Here is a 19,202-nt window from a genome sequence, read left to right as displayed (position 1 = left end):
GTAATTTGCAAATTGCTAATTCATTTGTGTTGTCCAATGCCTTTGTAACACCCGCCTCAACCGCTTGAACTATAAGCCGACATTCCTTCGGGTATTCTCTATGGGTATAATCAAACAGCATGGCTTTACATTTTGATTCATTAAGAAGGGCTGTTTTACCTTGCTCGGCCAGAAGTGTTTGAAGTATCTTAATAAAATCAGTACTAAACATATTAATTCTCTCCAGTAGTATAAGAAATTTTTAATGCCAATTCACTATTCGGATTTATGGGTTCTGTAATTGTTTTTTCTTCCGCAATTTGCCGCTCATATATCGGTTTAAGTGATTTAATTGTTTCCAAATCAACAATTCCAGCAATACTGGTATCATCTCCCTTCCATTTAGCGGCACAAAGATTTACCAATTCTTCTAGCTGTTTACATGTAGAATCAAAACCATCCTTGCTAAAACATAATGCAATTTTTCGGTAGACTTTGCGAAAAAGATGTTTGTCGTTTTCATTTACCGGGTAGTTATCATCAACACCGTCACTGCAAAGAAAAATGACCGCCGGTGGTTTTTTTTCATTGTTTAGCCAAAAAACCACTCGGGCTGTTTCGGCGGCATCTTCATCGGAGAGTGATGTCGTTACATTTAAGTAACAACGATCATCCCAAGGGACAGGCTGGTCAAATTCACCGCCCTTATACAATGCCGTCCAGCGTCCATCGCCGATATGAAAACCAAACCAATAATTCTGCGTAACAACTGCGGCTAGAAGCGTAGTTCCATATATATGGTGCAATTTTTCACCGGCACTGTATCTGGCGAGATATTTTTCATCCGTTTTTGCTAACTCAATGTTTGTAAGCGGATGTTTTTCAATATCATCAATGACTTTAACATGCCAAGAACGGCATACACTGGCAACAAGCCTTTCTTTTAGTAGCTTCTCCAGTTCAAAGCGGGTTAAATTTTTATCGCTGTTATTCTTTATATATTTATTTATATCCCGAACAAATTCAAATATACCTTTCTTGGCACATTTTACAGCGAATGCAGCGCCACGCCCTGATCGAAAGCAATTATCATCACCGTGCCCATCGGCAACTAAAGATAGAGAAATTGAGTCGTCTTCATAGTGATCGGAATAATCCTGACATTCTTTTCCAACTTTGACATGATCTCTCCCTTTAGCCGTTATGGAAAAAGAACGATAATTATTCATACTTTACCACACTTCTTCAACTAATGATGGATTTGATTTAGCTTCTGTTTGCGCTTCTTGAAGTTCTTCTTTTATGCCGGCGTTCAATTCGGCCTGTTTTGCCTCATCTCCATCAACAGAACCTGCGTTGGAGCTTTTACTTGCAACCCGTGATGCGGTGACACTAACAAAGCGGATCATGCGTTTTAACATGTGTTTGTTTTGAATCTCAAAAACGGATTCTATACTGCCGGTAAATTCTTTAAGTACATCCGTATTTGCATTGTGTCCGATAGCAATGGCGGCTTTTATTGCGGACTTAAACCAGTTATTTGTTTTGAGCTTAGTCAATTCATCTTTCCAGTTGTCGGTCGGTTCACCATCGGACATAAGGAATATGGCCGGGGCAAATGAACCAGTTGCATCTTTCATAAAAGCTTTGGTTGAAAGTTTGTCGTTCAACTCTCTACAGGCTGCTCCAAAGTCAGTAACCCCTGCGGCTTTTATATCGTTCCACCTGAACTGGTCAAGAGGCATTGGCCCGCCTACGGTTAACCACAGAACACCGGACGAAAATTCCAGGACGGCAATTTTAATTTCCGCATCTGCATTTTCATCGGATATTTCTTGAATGTCGGGAAGAACTTCCCGAATGGAAGAATTTACCGATTCAATTCTATCTCCGTCCATGCTGCCGGAAGAGTCGATTACGAAAAAGAGAACCATCGTCCTGCGCGGCATTTCCACATCGTCTACTAATGACATTTACTTACCCCCTTAATTAGTTATACAATTTGAGCGATTGTTCCGCCAAAATCAATTTCTATACCTTTCTTTAAGACTGCTATACCATTATGACCAAGAGCCGTTGTATTTTTACTTTCAATTACAGACCAATTTTTACCGGAAAGATTCTTTAATTCAAAATTGCCGTTATTTAATGTTGTCTCACCAGTAAGAGACTGAAAATCTTCGGATTCTTTATCTGTATGGCATAAATAAAGTTTGGTGCGTTGATGTAAAGCCACATTGTATCGTGGTGTTTTAATGTAAGCAAAAAAAGTATTTGCCTTTCCGCATTTTGTGCAGGGGTTAAGATTAACGGGGTCGGCAAAGTAGATTTCACCGCAAGACGGGCACTTGAAAATTTCGCTTCTCATGCGGATAAATAACCTGAGCCAATCGCGTTCAATAAGCCGTTCATTAGGGTCTGTCATTGCCTTTTTACTGAAAGATTTAGTAAATGCATCTTGAATATATAAAGGCAGCGAAGGCCAGTTATTTATCGCCCCTTTATGCAATCCCGGTACAGGCTGATTTGAAGTGTCTGTAGGGTCAAAAATAAAAATAGGTTCTTCACCATAAAGTTTCTTTTCATATTTTGCACTTAGGCAAGGGACGCTAGCCCATTTTTTCCCCTCAAGGGGATGATTACGGGTGAAAAGCATAAAAAGTATAACGGCAAGTGAGAAACTGTCGGTGTAACGGTTTGGCGTAGCGCGCCTTGCGACAATTTCAGGCGCCATATAGCGGGCTTTTCCGGCAATTCCAGTTGGCTTTGCGGCAACATTATCATTGTCACAAATTAAAACATCCCCGGTTGTAGGATTAAAACGGAAATTACCATCATTTAAGTCCTGGTAACTGTAACCAGCATTATGCAGTTCACGGAAACCAGCAGTAATATGCAGTGCGGTATTGAGCATGGCTGTATAACCACCGGCAAAACGGGCCTTACCACGCAAAAGTTTAGAAAAATCCTCATACTCAGGTGGGAACAAATCCATGATATAGCCGAAAGCATCACCGCTCATTTCGGTAATATCTTCGGGCCATAAAAAAGACTTTGTTGGCGCACCGTTTTTGATATTGTTTTCGAGGTTTGCGATGAATTTTTCTGGATATTCCAGTTTCATGCCGGAATACCATTTCAATGCCTTCAAATGGCCGTTGTAGTCAACTTTGTAAACCGCACCCTGACCGCCTTCACCAAGTTTCTGCAACACTTTTACGGTTTTATAAGCCTTTGTTTTTGTGGTATATCCATTGGGTAAATCTGCCATTTATTTCTCCAAAATATTCATAAATTACCACCTGAAACATCAACGATGTTCGATTCTACAGTTTTGCATCGGAGTCCGCACCAAGGACAGGTATAATATTGACCGTGACGCCCGTCATAACATCCTATGTTCCCGCAACCATCAGCTTCTTTTAAACAAAAAAACAGGTCTTTGCTCCTACAATGAGGACAACCGGGGTAGCCATCTGCTGCTTTCATTGTACCAGTAACCAGGCCAGCATGAAAGCCTTCATGCTTTGCCTTCTTTTCATCAATCTTAAAAGCCCAGGTGCTTACCCAATCATTCTGCCGCTGTTCGATACGGATTCCAAATGTTTTTTTCGTTTTTGAGCATCGGGCAATGATAACTTTTGCATTTAATGGTCCGGCCATGTTTAAAATCCTTGCCTGTTATTGTATCTTATTTATGGAAAAAGATTAAGATGGCTTACTGACTCCTGTTTTATCATTATTTCCTACAAAAATGTAGGAAATAGCCTTCCCGATTCTCAAATTCTGTTTTACGCAGCAAATCCTATCCGTTGAACCGTATCCGTAACTTCATCACGGCAATAAGCCAGCAGTTGTTCAATAGAAGGAGCCGCCCCGGTTCCCTTTGTTTTATGGAAGATCGCTTGTCCTGATAGCGGCTTTCACATTTTTAGCGCCTGGGTTCTTTAAGATGAGGTTTTTTCTGACCTGTCTTGCCGCGCCAATAGAAACCTTATACCTTCCAGTCTCAAAACATGCTGAAAACCTCAGCGACAAGATGAGGAAAAAGATAGACGATCCGGCTTATCGGGAATTGTATTCGAGGAGGATGCAGATAATTGAACCGGTCTTTACCGATATTACCTACTGCAAAGATATGAACCGATTTTCGCTCCGCTCAAAGATAAAAGTAAACATCCAATGGCTTCTATTCTGCATGGTCCATAATATCGCCAAATGCAGACAGCCATTGACCCTTAGACAGGGGATATGAGAAGGTTGATTTTCCTTAAACAGATAGATAATCAAACTTTTTTCAGAAAAAGCATAAATTAATGACATTATTGCCGTTAACTGATTAAATCGACAGTCTGGTTATGCGAAGTTTTTTTTACTTCAAATTTTGAAATCCAAATACTTTTAGCCAAACACCGATTGGGCATAATCTATTTCCTTCAATTTGTTTCATAACATCACAACAGCAATTTGTATTTACTAATTGTTCATTTGATTTTTTACAAAAATTTATCAAATTACAATAGCTGCGTGTATCTTTACAATAAGAATACAATTCATCCAACGCAATTAATAAAAATGTATTTCCGTTTGTTTTTGTTGGATCAATACATTGGGCAATGTGCTGCCGATTAAATATTACAGGAACGCCAGTTGTAACAACATGTTGAAATATTAATTTTCTTGCATCCTCTTTTGAATTATTAATTATATTAGATATATAAACACAATCTGAAATCCTAAAATTCTCTCCGAGTTCCAATATTTTAGTCAGCCAATCACCTATATTTGCTACAATTGGAGATTTAAACCAATCTTGCATCATATGTTTAGATTCAGCAAACGCTTTTTTATCATTGTTGATTTTATTAGTGAAAGTTCCATCATAGTTTTTCACCACTATATTACCATACATTGCATCAAAAATATCATTTGTTTGCAATTTTTTATTAGTTCGATCGAGGAATATCAATAAAGCTTCAACTGGATGATATGATGATAAAGCTAATTCACAAACTTGTGAAACGATATAATTTGAAACAGGAATTTTATAATATTCAAGTATTTTCCAAATAGATTTATATGGAAAATCTGGCAATACGACTGATGGAAATATATAATTCTCAATCATAAAAGCCATGCATTCAAGAAAGTCTCTACGGCCAATTTTATATATACTTCTATTACCGTTATTTTCAATAAGGTATAAAATGATTTCTTTTGTTTTTATTCCATCGCCCAAATCAGTTTCTTTTATTTCAATATTTTCTATTATTGCAGAATCAAAAAAACTGTATTCGCCCCAAAGATAGGCATATAATTTCTCATTTACCATATCATTTTTTGAAGTAAGTCGAATTGGTCGGTTTCCATTGCCATTATCCCGTATTTCTTTAGAAAATGCTCTGAAATTATTAACATTTTGCCATAACATAGCACGAGTACATATTAGACTAATATCCTGTAACATATGAATATATTCATGAATAAAAGTTGATTCATCATCTGTATCATATATTTCTGTCAATAATTTGTCAGTATCTAAATTCATATAAAAAAATGAAGGCTGATAAAAACCATTAATACTTTTAAACATATTCCACTCCTTTGCTAATTATGGTAATATTTTAATAAATTTGTCAAGATATTCTGTGAAATAAGTTAAAAATATGGCGCATAACTTATTTTATACGGAATACGCATAAATTCACATCCCTGTTATATAAGCGAATGAGTATATCGTCCTTTCTGTAACGCAAATAGCTTGGTATTTTTTTTGAGCTTAACCCCAAATCCAACTTCATAATTTGAACTTAGGACATTAAAGTTCTTACCCCTAAATTGTAGCGGCTATGGAGGGCTTGAAACAAGGGGGTACCCTGCATACCTGAAGCTATAGCCGCCAAACCCAATCTGCTTAGAATTCCCTCAAAATATTACCTTTGTGAAATATCCAGTTATTGAAGGCCGTTTTATCCTGATTTCATGGAAAACCAAACAATGGGAACCCCAGACCGTTCAGACCAAGGTCTGCGGTCTGATGGTTCCTTTCATTCACTGATCTCCCTTGCGGACTTTAAGGAGATCCTCGGCATTGATGACCGGGACGATGCCTGCTACCCTGCGGGTAGCTTATCCCGGTACTTTTGTTCTTTTATACTGCTATTATATACCGGATTGGTTTGTCATGGAATGCTAAAGCAATTTTTTATAGCGACTATTTCCCATAAAAATGCAGGAAATAGCCTTCCCGATTCTCAAATTCTGTTTTACGCAGCAAATCCTATCCGTTGAACTGTATCCGTAACCACAACTTCATCACGGCAATAAGCCAGCAGTTGTTCAATAGAAGGAGCAGAGCCGGTTAAAATTTCATCCACCGTACGTTTCCGGGCAATATTCTCTATTTGACCGCCGGAAAAATCAAAACGAATTGCCAGGAGTGCGGCATCATTTTCGGATAATTCCGGTATCATAGAATGCCAGATTGATTTTTTTGCTTCCAGTTCCGGTTTTTCAAATTCAATTTTATAGAGGAAACGCCTCTCAAAAGCCTTGTCCATGTTTTTGGTCAGATTGGTGGTGGCTATCAATATCCCGGAAAGATCTTCCAGTTCCTGTAAAATAATATTCTGGATAGTATTCTCCATCTGATCAACGGCATGGCTATTCCCGTTAAAATTCATGCGCTGGCCGATAATGGCATCAGCTTCGTTAAAAAGCAGGATAGGCGCTGTATCCACAGATTCCAACTGTTTTTTGTAATCGGTAAAAATCTTTTTAATTTGTTTCTCACTTTCACCAACCCACTTGCTTTTTATTTCTGAAATGTCAACCTGTAAAATATCGCGGCCGGTTTTTCTGGCTATTTGATAGACCGTTTCTGTTTTTCCGGTTCCCGGCAGCCCGGAAAAGAGGCAGGCGAAGCCATTCCGCATACCTTTTTCTTTAAGGCGTTTCTCTACTCCCTTGAAATTAAGCGGAAGCAGCAGATCAATAAGTTTTTGTACCTTATCGTTCTGGTCTGCATTATAATACAATGTCTTTTCCGGTATATCATTGCACAAAATCATGTTTTGATTATTTCCGGGCTTTTTAACAATTATTTCCTTTAACAGCATATCGACTGCCTTGTCGGTTAAACAAAAAACATCTCCCATCGCATAACCGTTATTGTTTGCATTTTCTACTAATCCCAATTCCTGTAAGCGGTGATTCCCATTCCGCAGGGGATCGATAAATTGCATATCTGCAAAAATAGGATCATCTTCGTTTCCAAATTCTTTTCGTATAGAGTCAAAATTAATAACCGTATTATCTATATAAGAGTACGGGCTGGCAACATGCTTATGACAGAAATAGAGGAGCAAAGCGGCATCCGCAAGTATCAGATTATACCCCTTTATCACTTTGACGAATTCAAGGTGCTGATTATTGTCCAGGAGGAAAGACAAAAGCGCCATAAATTCATCATAAACAAGCGCATCATTATAGCGGCGCAGAAACGTCTTTTTAAGGACCGAAAATAATTTACCAATAGAAATATTAATATAGCTCTCCGGCTTTATAACCTTCCCTTTTCTGAGGGCAAAAATGATTTCTCTGGGGATACGGTATGATGGTGAAATATCATGTTGAATAATTTGAGTAACATAGTTTATATTAACCAGCTCATCAATATCGTTCAGGTATTCAAGATATTGAACCTTTGTACATTTTAAAGATTCAATGAACAAATGATCCCCCATGTATTGGTTTCCTGCGACGCTTTCATTAAAAATATGGACAAAGAGGGCTGCTTGAATGGGCGTAATTTGCAACTCATTTGAAACAAAATTCAAATGGTCTTTAGCAGCTTCAAAAAAAGTTTTACTCAGCCCGGAATCTTTTGAAAATTCCAATATCTGACCGATTGAATCAAGTAATGTCATCTTATTCAACTCTTTGTTTTCCATGCAATTTCCTCATTATTTAGAAACTGGTTGGCTAATGCCATCCAAAAAAAATAAACCACCGATATACTGGTGGAACCTAAAACCGGCATAACGCAACATGAACGCTCTGCATTTGTAAAAGGCAAAGGGTGCTTCTATAAGGTCGATAGTTTTTGGCGGATGAGTCCCGGTCTTCGACTGAACGGTTTCCGCATATAGAGGGGGGAGCGCCGGTTCCCTTTGTTTTATGGAAGATCGCTTGTCCTGATAGCGGCCTTCACATTTTTAGCGCCTGGGTTCTTTAAGATGAGGTTTTTTCTGACCTGTCTTGCCGCGCCAATAGAAACCTTGCCCCTTTTGAGAAAGGGAGGAGAATTTGCCGCAGCCGATACAAGTCATTTTTAGACCTAATCCGTCTGTACTATCTTTTACCTCAATAGGCATACCTATTGCGTAAAATCATACAGATGCGATATTAATTCTGGTTTTAGGTGGGATTCATCATGAAAAAGTTACTACATATAATTCAGAGTGTCAAGGGTGATAAGAGCAAAAATTCTTTAAGATAGCGAAATTTTCCTTTTTAGCGGTCTGGGTAGAATTCGACTACTAATATATAGCCGCCAAACCCAATCTGCTTAAATTTCCTTCAAAATATTACCTTTGTGAAATATCCAGTTATTGAAAGCCGTTTTATCCTGATTTCATGGAAAACCAAACAATGGGAACCCCAGACCGTAGGTCTGATGGTTCCTTTCATTCACTGATCTCCCTTGCGGACTTTAAGGAGATCCTCGGCATTGATGACCGGGACGATGCCTTTTCCCGGTACTGTCTTGTAACCGCCACCTACAGCATAGAGCAATATTGCAGGCGGCGGCTTCTGATAAGCAAACTGACGGAAATACATGAATATTCGGACGACCCGTTTGTACCGCTCAAGCAATACCCGGTAAGGAAAATTTTAGAGGTCCAAAAACACAGGTCCTGGAAACCCGCTGAGGACATTGATCCTGAATTATTCCAGTGCATACCGCAGTGCGGGGTTGGAGAGGATATGCCGTTTTGTCTGGAAATTCGGCCGGGAGTGGTTTCGTCACCGTTTTCGGTACGGGTGCGGTATGTGGCGGGGTATAAGCACACGGATGCCCCGGCGGACCTGGCTTCTGCTTGCCTTGAACTGGCGGTATGGAATATGGCCCGGTTCCGGGGGAAGAAGATTGGGGTTGTGGGGCAGCGTTACGGTGGGTCGAGGAGTAACGGGGAGTTTTTGGAAGCGAAGATGCCGGAGCGGGCCAAGGAACTTTTGGAGCCGTACCAGCGGCGTGTCATCTAAAGCATTAAAACACAAGAACCCGCTTGCGCGGGGGAGTCCATGCCGGGGAGGAAAAATGAGTGATTTTATAGAACTGAAAATACTTGCCGCTTTTGAAAAACTGCTGTCTGGGCGGGTTAATGAACTGTTACAAGACTATGAATTTAAGATTGCGCCCGTTGAGTTCGATGCCCCTGCGGGTGTGGGGGCGGTTGCGCCTGTTCTGCGGCTTACCGAATGTGAGCGGTCGGAGAAAGAACGGATAGTTCGTTTAGACGCTTTTGCTTTGACCGTGAGCCTGAATGTGCCGGAAGCGGCTGACAGTGAGCGGGATGTTTACGCTTACGGGGCGGCGGTTGGGAAGGCGGTAGCGGAAGATTCCACCCTGGGGGGCGTGGCGGATCGGGCGGTTATTACCGGGAAAAAGTATGTGCCGCCGAAAAAAGCGTATTGCGGGGATGGGTGGGAACTGGTTATTAGCCTACGAGTAATCGTGGAGAGGATGACGGTATGAGCGTACAAGGCCGTGATTGTTGTATCACCTTGAAAACAGAGTACCGGGAAATGGGGGTGCCTTACTCGGAGGAAACGATTAGGGAAGCGGTATCCGTTTTGAAGGAAGAAGCGGCTATAGAGGGGGGCGGAAACTGCGGGGGAATACGGCGAAGCCGGGGGGTTACAGGGTGCGTGGTTACGCCCCTTTCCATCGAGAGCGCCCCTTTGCTTTTTGTGCTGGCTTTGGGGCGGTCTGGGCTTCCGGCTTTTGTAAGCGGGACACGGGTTTTATACCGCCATAGGGTAAACCTTTTGGCTATGGAAAGCGGTCTACGGTTCGATTTGATACAAGACCGGGGGCCGGTGCGGACGCTTTATGAAGGGTGCCGGGTTAAGGATTTTGAACTGCGGATTATGCAAGGCGAAGCGGTAAAACTGAAATTGGATATAGCCGGAAGTATGCCACCTGTTTCCTACCCTTACCCAGATCGGGCCGCAGTTTATGGCGGAGAGCGATTCAAAGAGGACGGGGTTAAGTACCGGATCAACGGAACGGAATATAAAAACATCTACGGACTGACCATCTCTACCCGGAAGGATGGCGGAACGCAAACGGAAGTACGGATACACCGGGTCATGAATACCACAACGGAGATCCCTCCGATTATTGAGACCTTGGAAATTACCGCACAACTACTACATGACCATTACGCCCACCGTTTATATGGGGCTTTCCGGCTTACCCTTTCCCGGCTGGTGCTGATGGCTGATGAAACGGCGATAAACGCCGGAGATACGGTTATCGGCCCCCTGCGGTATTACGTTGCGGGGGATTTATCGGCTGATGTTTTCAATACCGATGAAGGGATCATCGAATGAAATTTTATGACATTGATACTGCTTTAGTTGAAGCCATAGAAAAGGGAGACAGCCCGGTACGGGTGCGGATTAGCCTTGATTGGTCTGGTACAGGTTTTTATGAAACGGTATTTGAGCATGACATTATTGAAGCCGTGTTTTACGGGCTAAAGGAAGTGTCCGGGGGGACTACGGCACGGGGAGAAGTGTTACTGGATAATACCTACGGAACTTACGCTTGCGGGGGGAACGGCGGGAGAGGTGCGGGCCGGGAGGTGCGGATTAGTTTTTCCCTTGGGGAAGGGCTGCCTTGGTTCCAGCGGTTTGTTTTGTATGTGGACGATAACGGGTTCCAGGACATACGGGGGCCGGGACAGCGGCGTGCTTTGCGGCTTGGCTTACATGACCGCTCGGCCTTGCTGCGGAAAACGGAAAATAGCCGGGACTGGACGCATCCGGCGGTATTCACCTACTTGGTTATTTGCGACAAGACACAAGCGGAAAAATCGCTGGTACATTTGATTGCGAAACGGGCGGGAATTGAAAGCGGAGATATAGACTGCGCCACTATTCCTATTACTTTGCCCTATGTGAAGCTGACTAAAAATACTTGGACGGAACTTTCTGAACTGGCAAAAACCTACCGGGCGCATTTGGAATGTGCGCCGGAAAAGCCATTGGTCTTTGCCCATTCGCCGTATCAACAAGAAACTGAAAATATTGACGATTGTTCCTACACCTTTCAGGGGGACAAAATATTTTATCTGCGGGAAACAGCACGGGCGGAACTGTACCGGAACACGGTACGGCTTAAAATAAACATTCCGGTGGCGTTGGAAAAACAGGAGATATGGCGCTATGACGATCCCCCGGTTTTGTACGATACGAATCTTACGCCGATGTATCCTTTCCGCTCTACGGTATTACGGGATGTTCAACAACAGGGGTATGAAGCGCAGTACCGGATTAAGGACGGCGGTACGGAACGCCCGGTAATTTACGCCGATCAGATAGACACGCTAGAGGAAGCAATGGAACGGCTTGATTTTGAGGGCGGGACGTTTGCGTACTCCGCTTATGACGTTACTACCCACCATGAAAAGGCGCTTATCACCTTGAATACGGAAACTGATGGAGACTTATATCGGGCGGCGATTTATGGACGGCCTATTGTGCTTGACCTAAACCGTTCCTGTTTTTTGCGGGACAGCGAAGCAGTACAACAATACGGGACGGCGGCTTTGAATGTATCGGGTTCCTATTTTTCGGAAATGGAGGTAAACGGACATCCGCACTATGAGGACTGGACTATGCGGGAACTGGCGGAACGTTCTGGAAAAATGCCGTCCATGGCATTTTTCCAGAATGGAGTTTCGCAAAACGAAACTCCACCTAAAGGCATGGTAACAGCGCCATCCATGGCGCGGCGGGAATTCACCGTAAAAACCCACCGGGGATTATTCCATGCCCGGATTGGGGCACGGGTTCAAATTGAGACAAGCAAAGAAACATTGAGGGGGACGATTAACGCTTTTTCTTTGCGATATAGGCGGGACGTTGCTTTTGTGGCGGCGTTTAGGATTAGTGAGGAATTTTGAATTTGGAAGGGGGACATTATGAAAGGCAATCAAGGGGGTAATGGTATGACGGAATCGGACAGGCGGCTTCTGGTTGAGAACACGGCGGAAATGCGGGAACTCAAGGGGCAGTTGCGGGAATTCAAGGAACACGTCATGGGACGGGTTGAAAAACTGGAAAAGAAGGAGGCGGAACGGAACAAGGAACAGCTTTCGGTGGTGAGCGTGTTTATTTCTTTGGCGGCGTTGGCGGTGAGTATCATTGTCAATTTCTTTAAGCACAGGGGGTAAGTAATGGGTATTAAATGGGACGCTATCTTCAAAAATGAACAGCGACAGTTTGAAAAAATGTCGGATGCTGAAAAGTATATCTATGCGCTTCTGCTCCAGTATGGCAGTCCCTATAAATGGGGGCAGGAAAACCCGGAAGGGGCTGATTGTTCCGGTACGGTATGTCTTGCCTTATTTATGGCAACAGGGTTTTTGATACGGACTACTGCTGACGATTTATACAAGCGGTTTTTCACCGTGAAAGAACCGAAGGCGGGTAGTATACGGGCGGCATTTTTTATTGAAGGCAAGACGGGGACAGCCACCCATGTTGCGGGACTGACTGGTGAAGGCGTTGCGCTTAACGCACAGGAGCCGGGGGCACGGGTAAAGACCATAAAGGAATTATCTGACTGGTTCTGGCAGCGGGGCAGTTCTACGGCGGTACGGGGGCTTGATCGGCAAGCCTTTGAACGGCTTGCGGAAAAGGGAAACCAGTACGGACTGGATGAACAGTTGTCTCTTTACTTTTGCTGAAAAAATGACTTCCTTGTCATTTTTTCAGCTTGGAGTTTTGTTTACAAAACTCCAACTAAAGCACTATTACACCGCCTTCCGTGGCGGAAAGAAAGGGATACATGAGTGATTCTGACGGGATTCAAATATCTGATAAAGCAAGCTGGGAACATACGGGGCGGGAACTGTGGGCGATTCTGGCGAAGCGGCTTATTGCCCTGCCCTCAAAAATGCTGGGATTCAAGCCCTTCTGTTTGTACCTTGCGACATGGCTTTTAGTGAAGGGGCTTATCCGGGATTGGATATGGTTTGCGGTAATGGTGATGGTGCTTTTTGGGATTGTCGGCCTTAAAGTTTTATCTCGTTGGAAAGGAATAGGCAATGAGTAATTTTTGGAAAGGGGTCATTACCGGGGCGGCGGGTATGCTGGTACTGGTTTTGGTTATCGTGGCGTTCCGATTCTTCCATGAACGGGACCGGAAACTGCTTGAATACATGGAGGTACAAAATGAAATACAGGCGATTGAGGATGATTACCGCAACCGTGATCCTTATGAGTTTCTTGAAACTACCCCCGGTGTTCGGGGAGCCGCCGACAGCGCAAGCGAAGAATTTAACCGGAAACGAAATGAAGCAATACAGCGAATACGAGATCGACACGCTGATTAACGATTTGACAACCGCAGCGGAGGAAGCCATAGAACAGGCGGCGGCGGAAGCGGCTAAGGCTGCGGCCCTGGCTTCCCTTGAACGGGAAAGCAGGGCTATAGCGGAAAGTCATCAATGGCGGGGGAAATATGAAACCGCAAGAAAAGCAGGGGTTAAAAACGCCGTGATTACCGGGGTGATTTGTTTTTTTGTCGGAGCCGCTTTGAGCGGTGGGGTTATTGCGATTTACGGAGGGAGATAATGAAAGACCGGATTTTGATTAAGGGGATGGTTACGGTTCAGGTTCTGGATAAGGACGGGAATGTGAAGCGGAGGGCGCCGACTTGGTTCGGGCGGCTCTTTCGGATACCGGGGCGGCCTATGCGTTATCATCACCACAACATCGTTACTCGTGAAGGGGACGCTTTGATTGCCGATGCTTTGCTGGTAAGCCCCAATAAGGCGAAGGTAACGAGTTCAACGGGGTTTATTCAGGTGGGGACTGGCTGGACCGGGAATAGTACCAAGACTAATACCCGGTGTAATACTGCTACCGGATCAATGAAAGCCCTTGATTCGGGGTATCCGGCATTAAAGGCGGCCTGGGGCAGTGTTGGGGATACGACCCTGATTTACCGGGCAACCTTTGCGGCGGGGACGCTCAACGTCAACGGGATAAATGAAGCCTGTTTACTGAATGGCAATGCGGGTTCTTCCAACTGTCTGGCTTATGCCCAAATAACGCCGGTGGTCAATGTAACATCCAGCGATACCCTGCAAATACAATGGGAAATTACGATACTCGGCCAATGACCTTCCGGCAATCCCTGACGGACTTTCCGCTTACCGTGGAAATCGGGCGGAAAGTTCCTGATTGGGGGCTTACCCGGTGGGGAAAAGCCGGAGCGGTTCCCCCGCTCCGCTTTAGGCCGCCTGATGATGAGGAGGGGTTCTCCCTGCGGGGGGACAGGCGGCAACTGCTCTACCGGGGAAGGAAGCGAAGCCATAGGTTTACGATTCTTGGCGGGGATCGCTTTGAATACGATTGTATTCTAAATAAGGAGCCGGAGAGTAATGTTGTTTGCCTGGCTATGGACGGGGCGGAAAACTATGACTTTTTCCGGCAGCCTGATTTTGTCCGTGATCCGTTTTTTAAGGGCAGTTACGCCGTTTACAAAAAAGAAACGCTCATAGGGGAAGGAACCGGGAAGCTCTGCCATATTCACCGCCCGAAAATTATTGATAACCGGGGGCGGTGGGTGTGGGGGGATTTGTCCATTGCTGGGGACAGGCTTTGTATTACCATACCGGAAACGTGGCTTGCAGAAGCAAAGTACCCGGTAATCGTTGATCCGGTGATCGGGACTACTACCATCGGGAGCCAAATTACCGGGCCTGATCCGAATAATGGTGGATATGATCGTCCTATGCTTGATGGTGAAATGGCATTAAATCAATATCTGGTTAATCAAAGCGGGGGCGGTAATTGCAGGGCCTATGTGTATGATTATTGGGATGGATCTGAAACGTGTATGCCCGGCCTCTATACGGATAATAATACAAAACCGTATCTAAGGAAATCGAGAAATGAACAAGATATAACACCACGGGGCGGATGGTGTTCAAATACTTTTAGTATTGACGGCTCTTTAGCGGTGGGTTCTTATGTCTGGTTTGGGGTAAAGTCCTCATGGTTTACTACCCGATTCGATTACGGCGGCAAGTGTTGGAAGTTCTGGCCTGATTATGATAGTTACCCGGAAGATTATGATGAAGAATTACCACCGCCGGTTATTGAACTTAACCAATGGGCTACCTACTGCACTATTAAATGGAGTTGGTATTTTGAGTATACCGCAATACAGGCGCAGAACTATACCCGGACGCTGACCCAAGGGGTGCAACTGACTGATACCCGGAAATTGACGGCGAACTATAAAAAAACCTTAACCATGAACGGGCAGAATGGTACGGCGCTGGGGCATGGGTCAAGTTATATCAGAAAGCATACGGCGCAAGTGAAGGGGACGGATACTACGCCCTGGCTGCGGGGAATGTACCGGAGTATTGCGGAAACGCTGCAGATACTTACGCCGTTGGGATATTGCCGGGATTTTATGCGGAAGGTTGCAGAAACGGCATGGGCGTTTACCGACACTAACCGGAACATAGGGCATAGGCGGGATATTTTAATTACCGGGAAAAGTATAGACGTTGTTACCCGGGGGCGTGGATTTTTCCGGTCAATGGCGGCGGTATTAAAAACCAGTGATACAAACGATTACATGATTACCCTGACCCGTATTATTGCAGAGTGGGTTGCCGCTTTTGATACTGCGGGGCACTTGGGCGATTATTTCCGGGGGCTTTTTGTGGAAGCGGGGAGCGTTGCGGAAACGGATCATACGGCGGCTTATTACCGAATGCAGGAGGATACGGCATATAGCGGGGATAACCCCCTGCGGCATCTTTTTATGGTTATCAAACTGGTTACGGTAGGGCTGGTGCGGGATTACCTTTTATGGCGGTTCCTGAAAAGCAATGAGGAAATTGTTGTGAAGTCTGCGGTTTGCCGGGACATTGAAATTGAAAGCCGGATTCATTGAGGGGTTGAATATGCAACGAATTTATAAGGGGCAATCGGCCCTGCGGATTACGGTCAAGACCTTTACAGATTTGGAAGGGATAATTTTTGCGCTTATCAAGTACCGGAAACCTGACGGCTCTACGGGGGAGTTTGCGGCGGGGGTTGGGGACGTGGCGAAGGGGGTTATTTTCCATGAGGTTATTGAAGGGGAGATAGACAAAGCGGGATGGTGGACCTTCTGGGCCTTCATCACCTTTGGGGACGGGAGGACTGCCGCCGGGGAAGCGGCGAAAGTCTTTATTTGGACAGAAGGTAAATAGTGTTGCTGTTTATTTTATTTTTGTTTATATGGCTCCTTTGTGATGTTCCCACGTTAAACGCACGGAGGGCGTTTGGGGAACATATTGATTTGAGGGCGCGGGCGCCGCCCTTGCGGGGCGTGCGGTAGTTTTTATTGTTACTGTTTCATTTTTTCTCGTTTGGTTTTTTGTCGGGGGGAGTGGTATGCGCTGGAAAGACCCGGTGGATCGGTATAAGTATCAAGTACGGAAACAACAGAAGGCGTTAGAGGAATTTACCGCCCATGAAATTGAGTGGGCGGATGACCTTTTGATGTGGTATCGGCTAAAAAAAACAGATATGCCGGATGACGAATACCGGGCGGCGGCGTTCTTCAAGAACCATGAGTATTTACGCAAGCCGGGGTCGCTGACGCTCCTTTTCTCGATGTACCAGCGGTGCATGGATGAACTGCCGGAGCCGACACCGGAGCTTGCGTTTGATCTGTTGGCGTTCAGGTACAAGATGTACGCGAAGGCTTTATTGCAGGGAGGGTATGACGTATGGCAGAGCCAGTAGGGGATGAATCGATTTATTATAGGCTGAAAGAGCTTAAAGAGGGGACAATACAGTATACCGATACCAGTAACGCTTTGCGTCTGGTGCGGGAACACGGGAAGGACATCCGGTATAATGCGGCATGGAAAAAATGGGTGGTGTGGACTGATAACCATTGGCAGATTGACGAGGGGTTCTTGATCCATGACAAGGGGCTGGCGGTGATCCACAGTATTTATGACCAAATGCTTAAAACTGACGACTATCGTGACCGGATGGAGATTGAGAAATACGCCTTGCAGAGTGAAGCCCTGCGGCGGCGTAAGGCGTTTATTGAATCGGCATCGCTGATGAAGGAGATGAACATTACCAGTACCGATGTTGATAAAGACCCGTGGCTGTTCAACGTGGAGAACGGGACTATTGATCTGCGAAAGAATGAATTCCGGGAACACCGCCGGGAGGACATGATTACCAAGATTGCCCAGGTACGCTATGACGAAAAAGCGGATTGCCCGATTTGGAAGCAGTTTATCCGGGAAGTTATGGACTACAAGGGGGAACTGATTGAATTTCTCCAGCGGGCGGCGGGATGGGCGTTGACGGGGGACACTTCGGAACAGACCATGTTTATTTTGTTCGGCTCCGGTGCGAATGGGAAAAGTACGTTTTTGAATGTGCTGATGAAGCTCCTGGGGGATTATGCGATTGCGGCTTCCACGGAAACGTTTATGAAAAGGAGCGGGGACCAGATTAGCAATGATATTGCACGGCTGCGGGGAACCCGGTTTGTGGTAACGTCCGAAGCGGAACAGGGGAAGCGGCTTTCTGAACCCCTGATTAAGCAGATTACCGGGACGGATGCCATGACTGCCCGCTTTCTGTACGGGGAGTATTTTGAATTTATTCCGACCTTTAAAATTTTTATGGCGAGCAACCACAAGCCGATGATCAAGGGGACGGATAACGGGATATGGCGGCGGATAAAGTTGATACCCTTTATCACGACCATTGCACCTGAAAAGCAGGACAAACATCTGGAACAGAAACTGATGGAGGAGGGGCCGGGGATTTTGAACTGGCTTATTGCGGGGTGCCAATACTGGTTTAAGACGGGGCTTGCGGCTCCGGCTGTTGTCACTTCCGCTACGGAGGAGTACCGCAGTGAAATGGATGTGCTGGGGGCGTTTATCAAGGAGTGCTGTGTCCAGTCGCCGGGGGTTTCTGTCCAGGCACGGGAACTGTTCAAGGCGTACCAGGAATGGTGTGAGGAAAACAATGAACGAGCCTTTAGTGAGCGGTTCATGGCTATGCGGCTGAAGGAAATAGGGCTTGAGAAGTGGCGGACGGCGGAGGCCCGGTTCTGGCGGGGGATTATGCTTAAAGCGGAGTTGTCGTAGTTCCTGCGTTTCCCCCCTGCCCCCTTTGTTGTGGGCCGTGAAGTCATGGCGGTATAAAAATAGGCGTTTTTTGTGTGCGCTCTGTTGCTATTGAGTAAGCAGCAGAGCCTTTTTTTATACGAAAATAAGCGGTTTTTGCTTCGTGTTTTTCGTTTTGACAGGATTTGAATTTGACTTACACAAAAACGGGCAATTTAAGCGGGCGTGCGCTCCCCCCTCGGCTAAAAAAAATATCCGGCTTTGGCATGAAAAAATGTCGCTTGCGCCGACACGTTGACGGGTTATTCATCGGCTATGCGTCATTGAAATTCGGCGGTTTTGTAGTAACCGGGCGTAATTTATCTTTAGCGTTCCTTATATAATATTTTTCTTGACGCTTCTGTCATTTACAAAAGAATACATATTACCTTGTAATCCCTTGGAAAAATGTTCCAAATTGAAAACACCATGTCAATCTGACATTGGGGAAAATCGGGGGGGTGTTTTTCACCAGGCCCCCCGAAGGGGGGCGGTTTACCCATCGGCGGCGGCGGCGTTGGGGGTATCGGCCCGCCCTCCCTGAAAGGGTGGGCGGGTGTTACGGAGGGACCAGGCTTCATCACCCAACATCGGCCCCGGTTTGGGGAAGAAGGCGGCTTGAGTTCATCGGGCCGCCCCCGCAGGGGGCGGGGTGTTGGCCGAAAAAATTATCATTCAGCCGAAGTCGAGCCGCTGGGTGGGCATAGTACGCCCCGTTGCGGCGGAACGGAGGGTTTTGGGTTTACCCAAACCGAACCCCCCATTAGAGCC

General features: G+C 45.2%; 23 protein-coding genes. 16 read left to right on the top strand and 7 right to left on the bottom strand.

Annotated elements, in window-relative coordinates:
- The 5 genes from LQZ19_RS06265 to LQZ19_RS06245 form a co-directional block, all read right to left on the bottom strand.
- The coding region (locus LQZ19_RS06265) for a hypothetical protein (RefSeq protein WP_411046805.1) at nucleotides 1–211 on the bottom strand (211 nt) is incomplete at its 3' end.
- Between the two features lies 1 nt (nucleotide 212).
- Entirely contained in the window at nucleotides 213–1,208 is a 996-nt protein-coding gene (locus LQZ19_RS06260; protein WP_411046804.1) for a PP2C family serine/threonine-protein phosphatase, read from the bottom strand.
- A gap of 3 nt (nucleotides 1,209–1,211) precedes the next feature.
- Entirely contained in the window at nucleotides 1,212–1,952 is a 741-nt protein-coding gene (locus tag LQZ19_RS06255) for a vWA domain-containing protein (RefSeq protein WP_411046803.1), read from the bottom strand.
- 20 nt (nucleotides 1,953–1,972) lie between these two features.
- Nucleotides 1,973–3,250, bottom strand: coding sequence for a protein kinase domain-containing protein (locus LQZ19_RS06250; protein ID WP_411046802.1), 1,278 nt, complete (start codon nucleotides 3,248–3,250; stop codon nucleotides 1,973–1,975).
- A gap of 17 nt (nucleotides 3,251–3,267) precedes the next feature.
- Nucleotides 3,268–3,642 (bottom strand): hypothetical protein, encoded by a 375-nt coding sequence (locus LQZ19_RS06245; RefSeq protein ID WP_411046801.1) that lies wholly within the window; start codon nucleotides 3,640–3,642, stop codon nucleotides 3,268–3,270.
- 289 nt (nucleotides 3,643–3,931) lie between these two features.
- Here LQZ19_RS06245 and LQZ19_RS06240 point away from each other — a divergent pair, with 289 nt between their 5' ends.
- The gene (locus LQZ19_RS06240; protein WP_411046806.1) at nucleotides 3,932–4,234 is read left to right on the top strand and encodes a transposase; all 303 of its coding nucleotides are present in this window, start codon (nucleotides 3,932–3,934) and stop codon (nucleotides 4,232–4,234) included.
- A 117-nt stretch (nucleotides 4,235–4,351) separates the two neighbouring features.
- Here the strand turns inward: LQZ19_RS06240 and LQZ19_RS06235 are convergent, their stop codons facing one another.
- Complete coding sequence (locus LQZ19_RS06235) at nucleotides 4,352–5,572, bottom strand: PX domain-containing protein (protein WP_411046800.1); 1,221 nt, start codon at nucleotides 5,570–5,572, stop codon at nucleotides 4,352–4,354.
- 389 nt (nucleotides 5,573–5,961) lie between these two features.
- On the opposite strand from LQZ19_RS06235, the gene LQZ19_RS06230 reads away from it, so the two are divergent.
- Nucleotides 5,962–6,270, top strand: coding sequence for a hypothetical protein (locus LQZ19_RS06230; RefSeq protein ID WP_411046799.1), 309 nt, complete (start codon nucleotides 5,962–5,964; stop codon nucleotides 6,268–6,270).
- Here LQZ19_RS06230 and LQZ19_RS06225 read toward each other — a convergent pair.
- Nucleotides 6,246–7,907 carry an ATP-binding protein gene (locus LQZ19_RS06225; protein WP_411046798.1) on the bottom strand — a complete coding sequence of 554 codons (1,662 nt, stop codon included), beginning with the start codon at nucleotides 7,905–7,907 and terminating at the stop codon, nucleotides 6,246–6,248. The genes LQZ19_RS06230 and LQZ19_RS06225 overlap by 25 nt on opposite strands.
- Before the next feature lie 709 nt (nucleotides 7,908–8,616).
- Here LQZ19_RS06225 and LQZ19_RS06220 point away from each other — a divergent pair.
- From LQZ19_RS06220 to LQZ19_RS06155, 14 genes are all read left to right on the top strand, one after another.
- Nucleotides 8,617–9,246 (top strand): head-tail connector protein, encoded by a 630-nt coding sequence (locus LQZ19_RS06220; protein WP_411046797.1) that lies wholly within the window; start codon nucleotides 8,617–8,619, stop codon nucleotides 9,244–9,246.
- Nucleotides 9,247–9,301: 55 nt separating this feature from the next.
- Complete coding sequence (locus LQZ19_RS06215) at nucleotides 9,302–9,739, top strand: hypothetical protein (protein ID WP_411046796.1); 438 nt, start codon at nucleotides 9,302–9,304, stop codon at nucleotides 9,737–9,739.
- The gene (locus LQZ19_RS06210; RefSeq protein WP_411046795.1) at nucleotides 9,736–10,599 is read left to right on the top strand and encodes a hypothetical protein; all 864 of its coding nucleotides are present in this window, start codon (nucleotides 9,736–9,738) and stop codon (nucleotides 10,597–10,599) included. The genes LQZ19_RS06215 and LQZ19_RS06210 overlap by 4 nt, the downstream gene beginning before the upstream one ends.
- Complete coding sequence (locus tag LQZ19_RS06205; protein WP_411046794.1) at nucleotides 10,596–12,176, top strand: hypothetical protein; 1,581 nt, start codon at nucleotides 10,596–10,598, stop codon at nucleotides 12,174–12,176. The genes LQZ19_RS06210 and LQZ19_RS06205 overlap by 4 nt, the downstream gene beginning before the upstream one ends.
- 18 nt (nucleotides 12,177–12,194) lie before the next feature.
- Nucleotides 12,195–12,446, top strand: a complete 252-nt coding sequence (locus LQZ19_RS06200; protein ID WP_411046793.1) for a hypothetical protein — start codon at nucleotides 12,195–12,197, stop codon at nucleotides 12,444–12,446.
- 3 nt (nucleotides 12,447–12,449) lie between these two features.
- A complete protein-coding gene (locus LQZ19_RS06195; RefSeq protein WP_411046792.1) occupies nucleotides 12,450–12,962 on the top strand; it encodes an NlpC/P60 family protein in 513 nt (170 codons plus the stop codon).
- A gap of 101 nt (nucleotides 12,963–13,063) precedes the next feature.
- Nucleotides 13,064–13,330 (top strand): hypothetical protein, encoded by a 267-nt coding sequence (locus tag LQZ19_RS06190; protein WP_411046791.1) that lies wholly within the window; start codon nucleotides 13,064–13,066, stop codon nucleotides 13,328–13,330.
- Nucleotides 13,323–13,610: a hypothetical protein gene (locus tag LQZ19_RS06185; protein WP_411046790.1), complete on the top strand. Its 288-nt coding sequence runs from the start codon at nucleotides 13,323–13,325 to the stop codon at nucleotides 13,608–13,610. The genes LQZ19_RS06190 and LQZ19_RS06185 overlap by 8 nt, the downstream gene beginning before the upstream one ends.
- On the top strand, nucleotides 13,570–13,851 hold the full coding sequence (locus LQZ19_RS06180) for an ABC transporter permease (protein ID WP_411046789.1): 282 nt from the start codon (nucleotides 13,570–13,572) through the stop codon (nucleotides 13,849–13,851). The genes LQZ19_RS06185 and LQZ19_RS06180 overlap by 41 nt, the downstream gene beginning before the upstream one ends.
- Nucleotides 13,851–14,402, top strand: a complete 552-nt coding sequence (locus tag LQZ19_RS06175; RefSeq protein ID WP_411046788.1) for a hypothetical protein — start codon at nucleotides 13,851–13,853, stop codon at nucleotides 14,400–14,402. Before LQZ19_RS06180 ends, LQZ19_RS06175 begins: the two co-directional genes overlap by 1 nt.
- Nucleotides 14,399–16,195 carry a hypothetical protein gene (locus LQZ19_RS06170; protein ID WP_411046787.1) on the top strand — a complete coding sequence of 599 codons (1,797 nt, stop codon included), beginning with the start codon at nucleotides 14,399–14,401 and terminating at the stop codon, nucleotides 16,193–16,195. Before LQZ19_RS06175 ends, LQZ19_RS06170 begins: the two co-directional genes overlap by 4 nt.
- A 10-nt stretch (nucleotides 16,196–16,205) precedes the next feature.
- Nucleotides 16,206–16,496 (top strand): hypothetical protein, encoded by a 291-nt coding sequence (locus LQZ19_RS06165; protein WP_411046786.1) that lies wholly within the window; start codon nucleotides 16,206–16,208, stop codon nucleotides 16,494–16,496.
- 184 nt (nucleotides 16,497–16,680) lie between these two features.
- The gene (locus LQZ19_RS06160) at nucleotides 16,681–17,034 is read left to right on the top strand and encodes a hypothetical protein (RefSeq protein WP_411046785.1); all 354 of its coding nucleotides are present in this window, start codon (nucleotides 16,681–16,683) and stop codon (nucleotides 17,032–17,034) included.
- A complete protein-coding gene (locus LQZ19_RS06155; RefSeq protein WP_411046784.1) occupies nucleotides 17,019–18,413 on the top strand; it encodes a DNA primase family protein in 1,395 nt (464 codons plus the stop codon). The genes LQZ19_RS06160 and LQZ19_RS06155 overlap by 16 nt, the downstream gene beginning before the upstream one ends.
- Nucleotides 18,414–19,202: the final 789 nt, after the last annotated feature.

This window comes from Treponema primitia, assembly GCF_046533075.1.
In the GTDB taxonomy this organism is placed as follows: domain Bacteria; phylum Spirochaetota; class Spirochaetia; order Treponematales; family Breznakiellaceae; genus Termitinema; species Termitinema primitia_B.
Note: the sequence above shows the minus strand (reverse complement) of the source record. Positions and strands in the feature narration are given on the sequence as shown.

Coding starts and splice junctions, on each gene's coding strand:
- LQZ19_RS06260 (WP_411046804.1), bottom strand. CDS start 1,208: ATGAATAATTATCGTTCTTTTTCCATAACGGCTAAAGGGAGAGATCAT.
- LQZ19_RS06255 (WP_411046803.1), bottom strand. CDS start 1,952: ATGTCATTAGTAGACGATGTGGAAATGCCGCGCAGGACGATGGTTCTC.
- LQZ19_RS06250 (WP_411046802.1), bottom strand. CDS start 3,250: ATGGCAGATTTACCCAATGGATATACCACAAAAACAAAGGCTTATAAA.
- LQZ19_RS06245 (WP_411046801.1), bottom strand. CDS start 3,642: ATGGCCGGACCATTAAATGCAAAAGTTATCATTGCCCGATGCTCAAAA.
- LQZ19_RS06240 (WP_411046806.1), top strand. CDS start 3,932: ATGAGGTTTTTTCTGACCTGTCTTGCCGCGCCAATAGAAACCTTATAC.
- LQZ19_RS06235 (WP_411046800.1), bottom strand. CDS start 5,572: ATGTTTAAAAGTATTAATGGTTTTTATCAGCCTTCATTTTTTTATATG.
- LQZ19_RS06230 (WP_411046799.1), top strand. CDS start 5,962: ATGGAAAACCAAACAATGGGAACCCCAGACCGTTCAGACCAAGGTCTG.
- LQZ19_RS06225 (WP_411046798.1), bottom strand. CDS start 7,907: ATGACATTACTTGATTCAATCGGTCAGATATTGGAATTTTCAAAAGAT.
- LQZ19_RS06220 (WP_411046797.1), top strand. CDS start 8,617: ATGGAAAACCAAACAATGGGAACCCCAGACCGTAGGTCTGATGGTTCC.
- LQZ19_RS06215 (WP_411046796.1), top strand. CDS start 9,302: ATGAGTGATTTTATAGAACTGAAAATACTTGCCGCTTTTGAAAAACTG.
- LQZ19_RS06210 (WP_411046795.1), top strand. CDS start 9,736: ATGAGCGTACAAGGCCGTGATTGTTGTATCACCTTGAAAACAGAGTAC.
- LQZ19_RS06205 (WP_411046794.1), top strand. CDS start 10,596: ATGAAATTTTATGACATTGATACTGCTTTAGTTGAAGCCATAGAAAAG.
- LQZ19_RS06200 (WP_411046793.1), top strand. CDS start 12,195: ATGAAAGGCAATCAAGGGGGTAATGGTATGACGGAATCGGACAGGCGG.
- LQZ19_RS06195 (WP_411046792.1), top strand. CDS start 12,450: ATGGGTATTAAATGGGACGCTATCTTCAAAAATGAACAGCGACAGTTT.
- LQZ19_RS06190 (WP_411046791.1), top strand. CDS start 13,064: ATGAGTGATTCTGACGGGATTCAAATATCTGATAAAGCAAGCTGGGAA.
- LQZ19_RS06185 (WP_411046790.1), top strand. CDS start 13,323: ATGAGTAATTTTTGGAAAGGGGTCATTACCGGGGCGGCGGGTATGCTG.
- LQZ19_RS06180 (WP_411046789.1), top strand. CDS start 13,570: ATGAAGCAATACAGCGAATACGAGATCGACACGCTGATTAACGATTTG.
- LQZ19_RS06175 (WP_411046788.1), top strand. CDS start 13,851: ATGAAAGACCGGATTTTGATTAAGGGGATGGTTACGGTTCAGGTTCTG.
- LQZ19_RS06170 (WP_411046787.1), top strand. CDS start 14,399: ATGACCTTCCGGCAATCCCTGACGGACTTTCCGCTTACCGTGGAAATC.
- LQZ19_RS06165 (WP_411046786.1), top strand. CDS start 16,206: ATGCAACGAATTTATAAGGGGCAATCGGCCCTGCGGATTACGGTCAAG.
- LQZ19_RS06160 (WP_411046785.1), top strand. CDS start 16,681: ATGCGCTGGAAAGACCCGGTGGATCGGTATAAGTATCAAGTACGGAAA.
- LQZ19_RS06155 (WP_411046784.1), top strand. CDS start 17,019: ATGGCAGAGCCAGTAGGGGATGAATCGATTTATTATAGGCTGAAAGAG.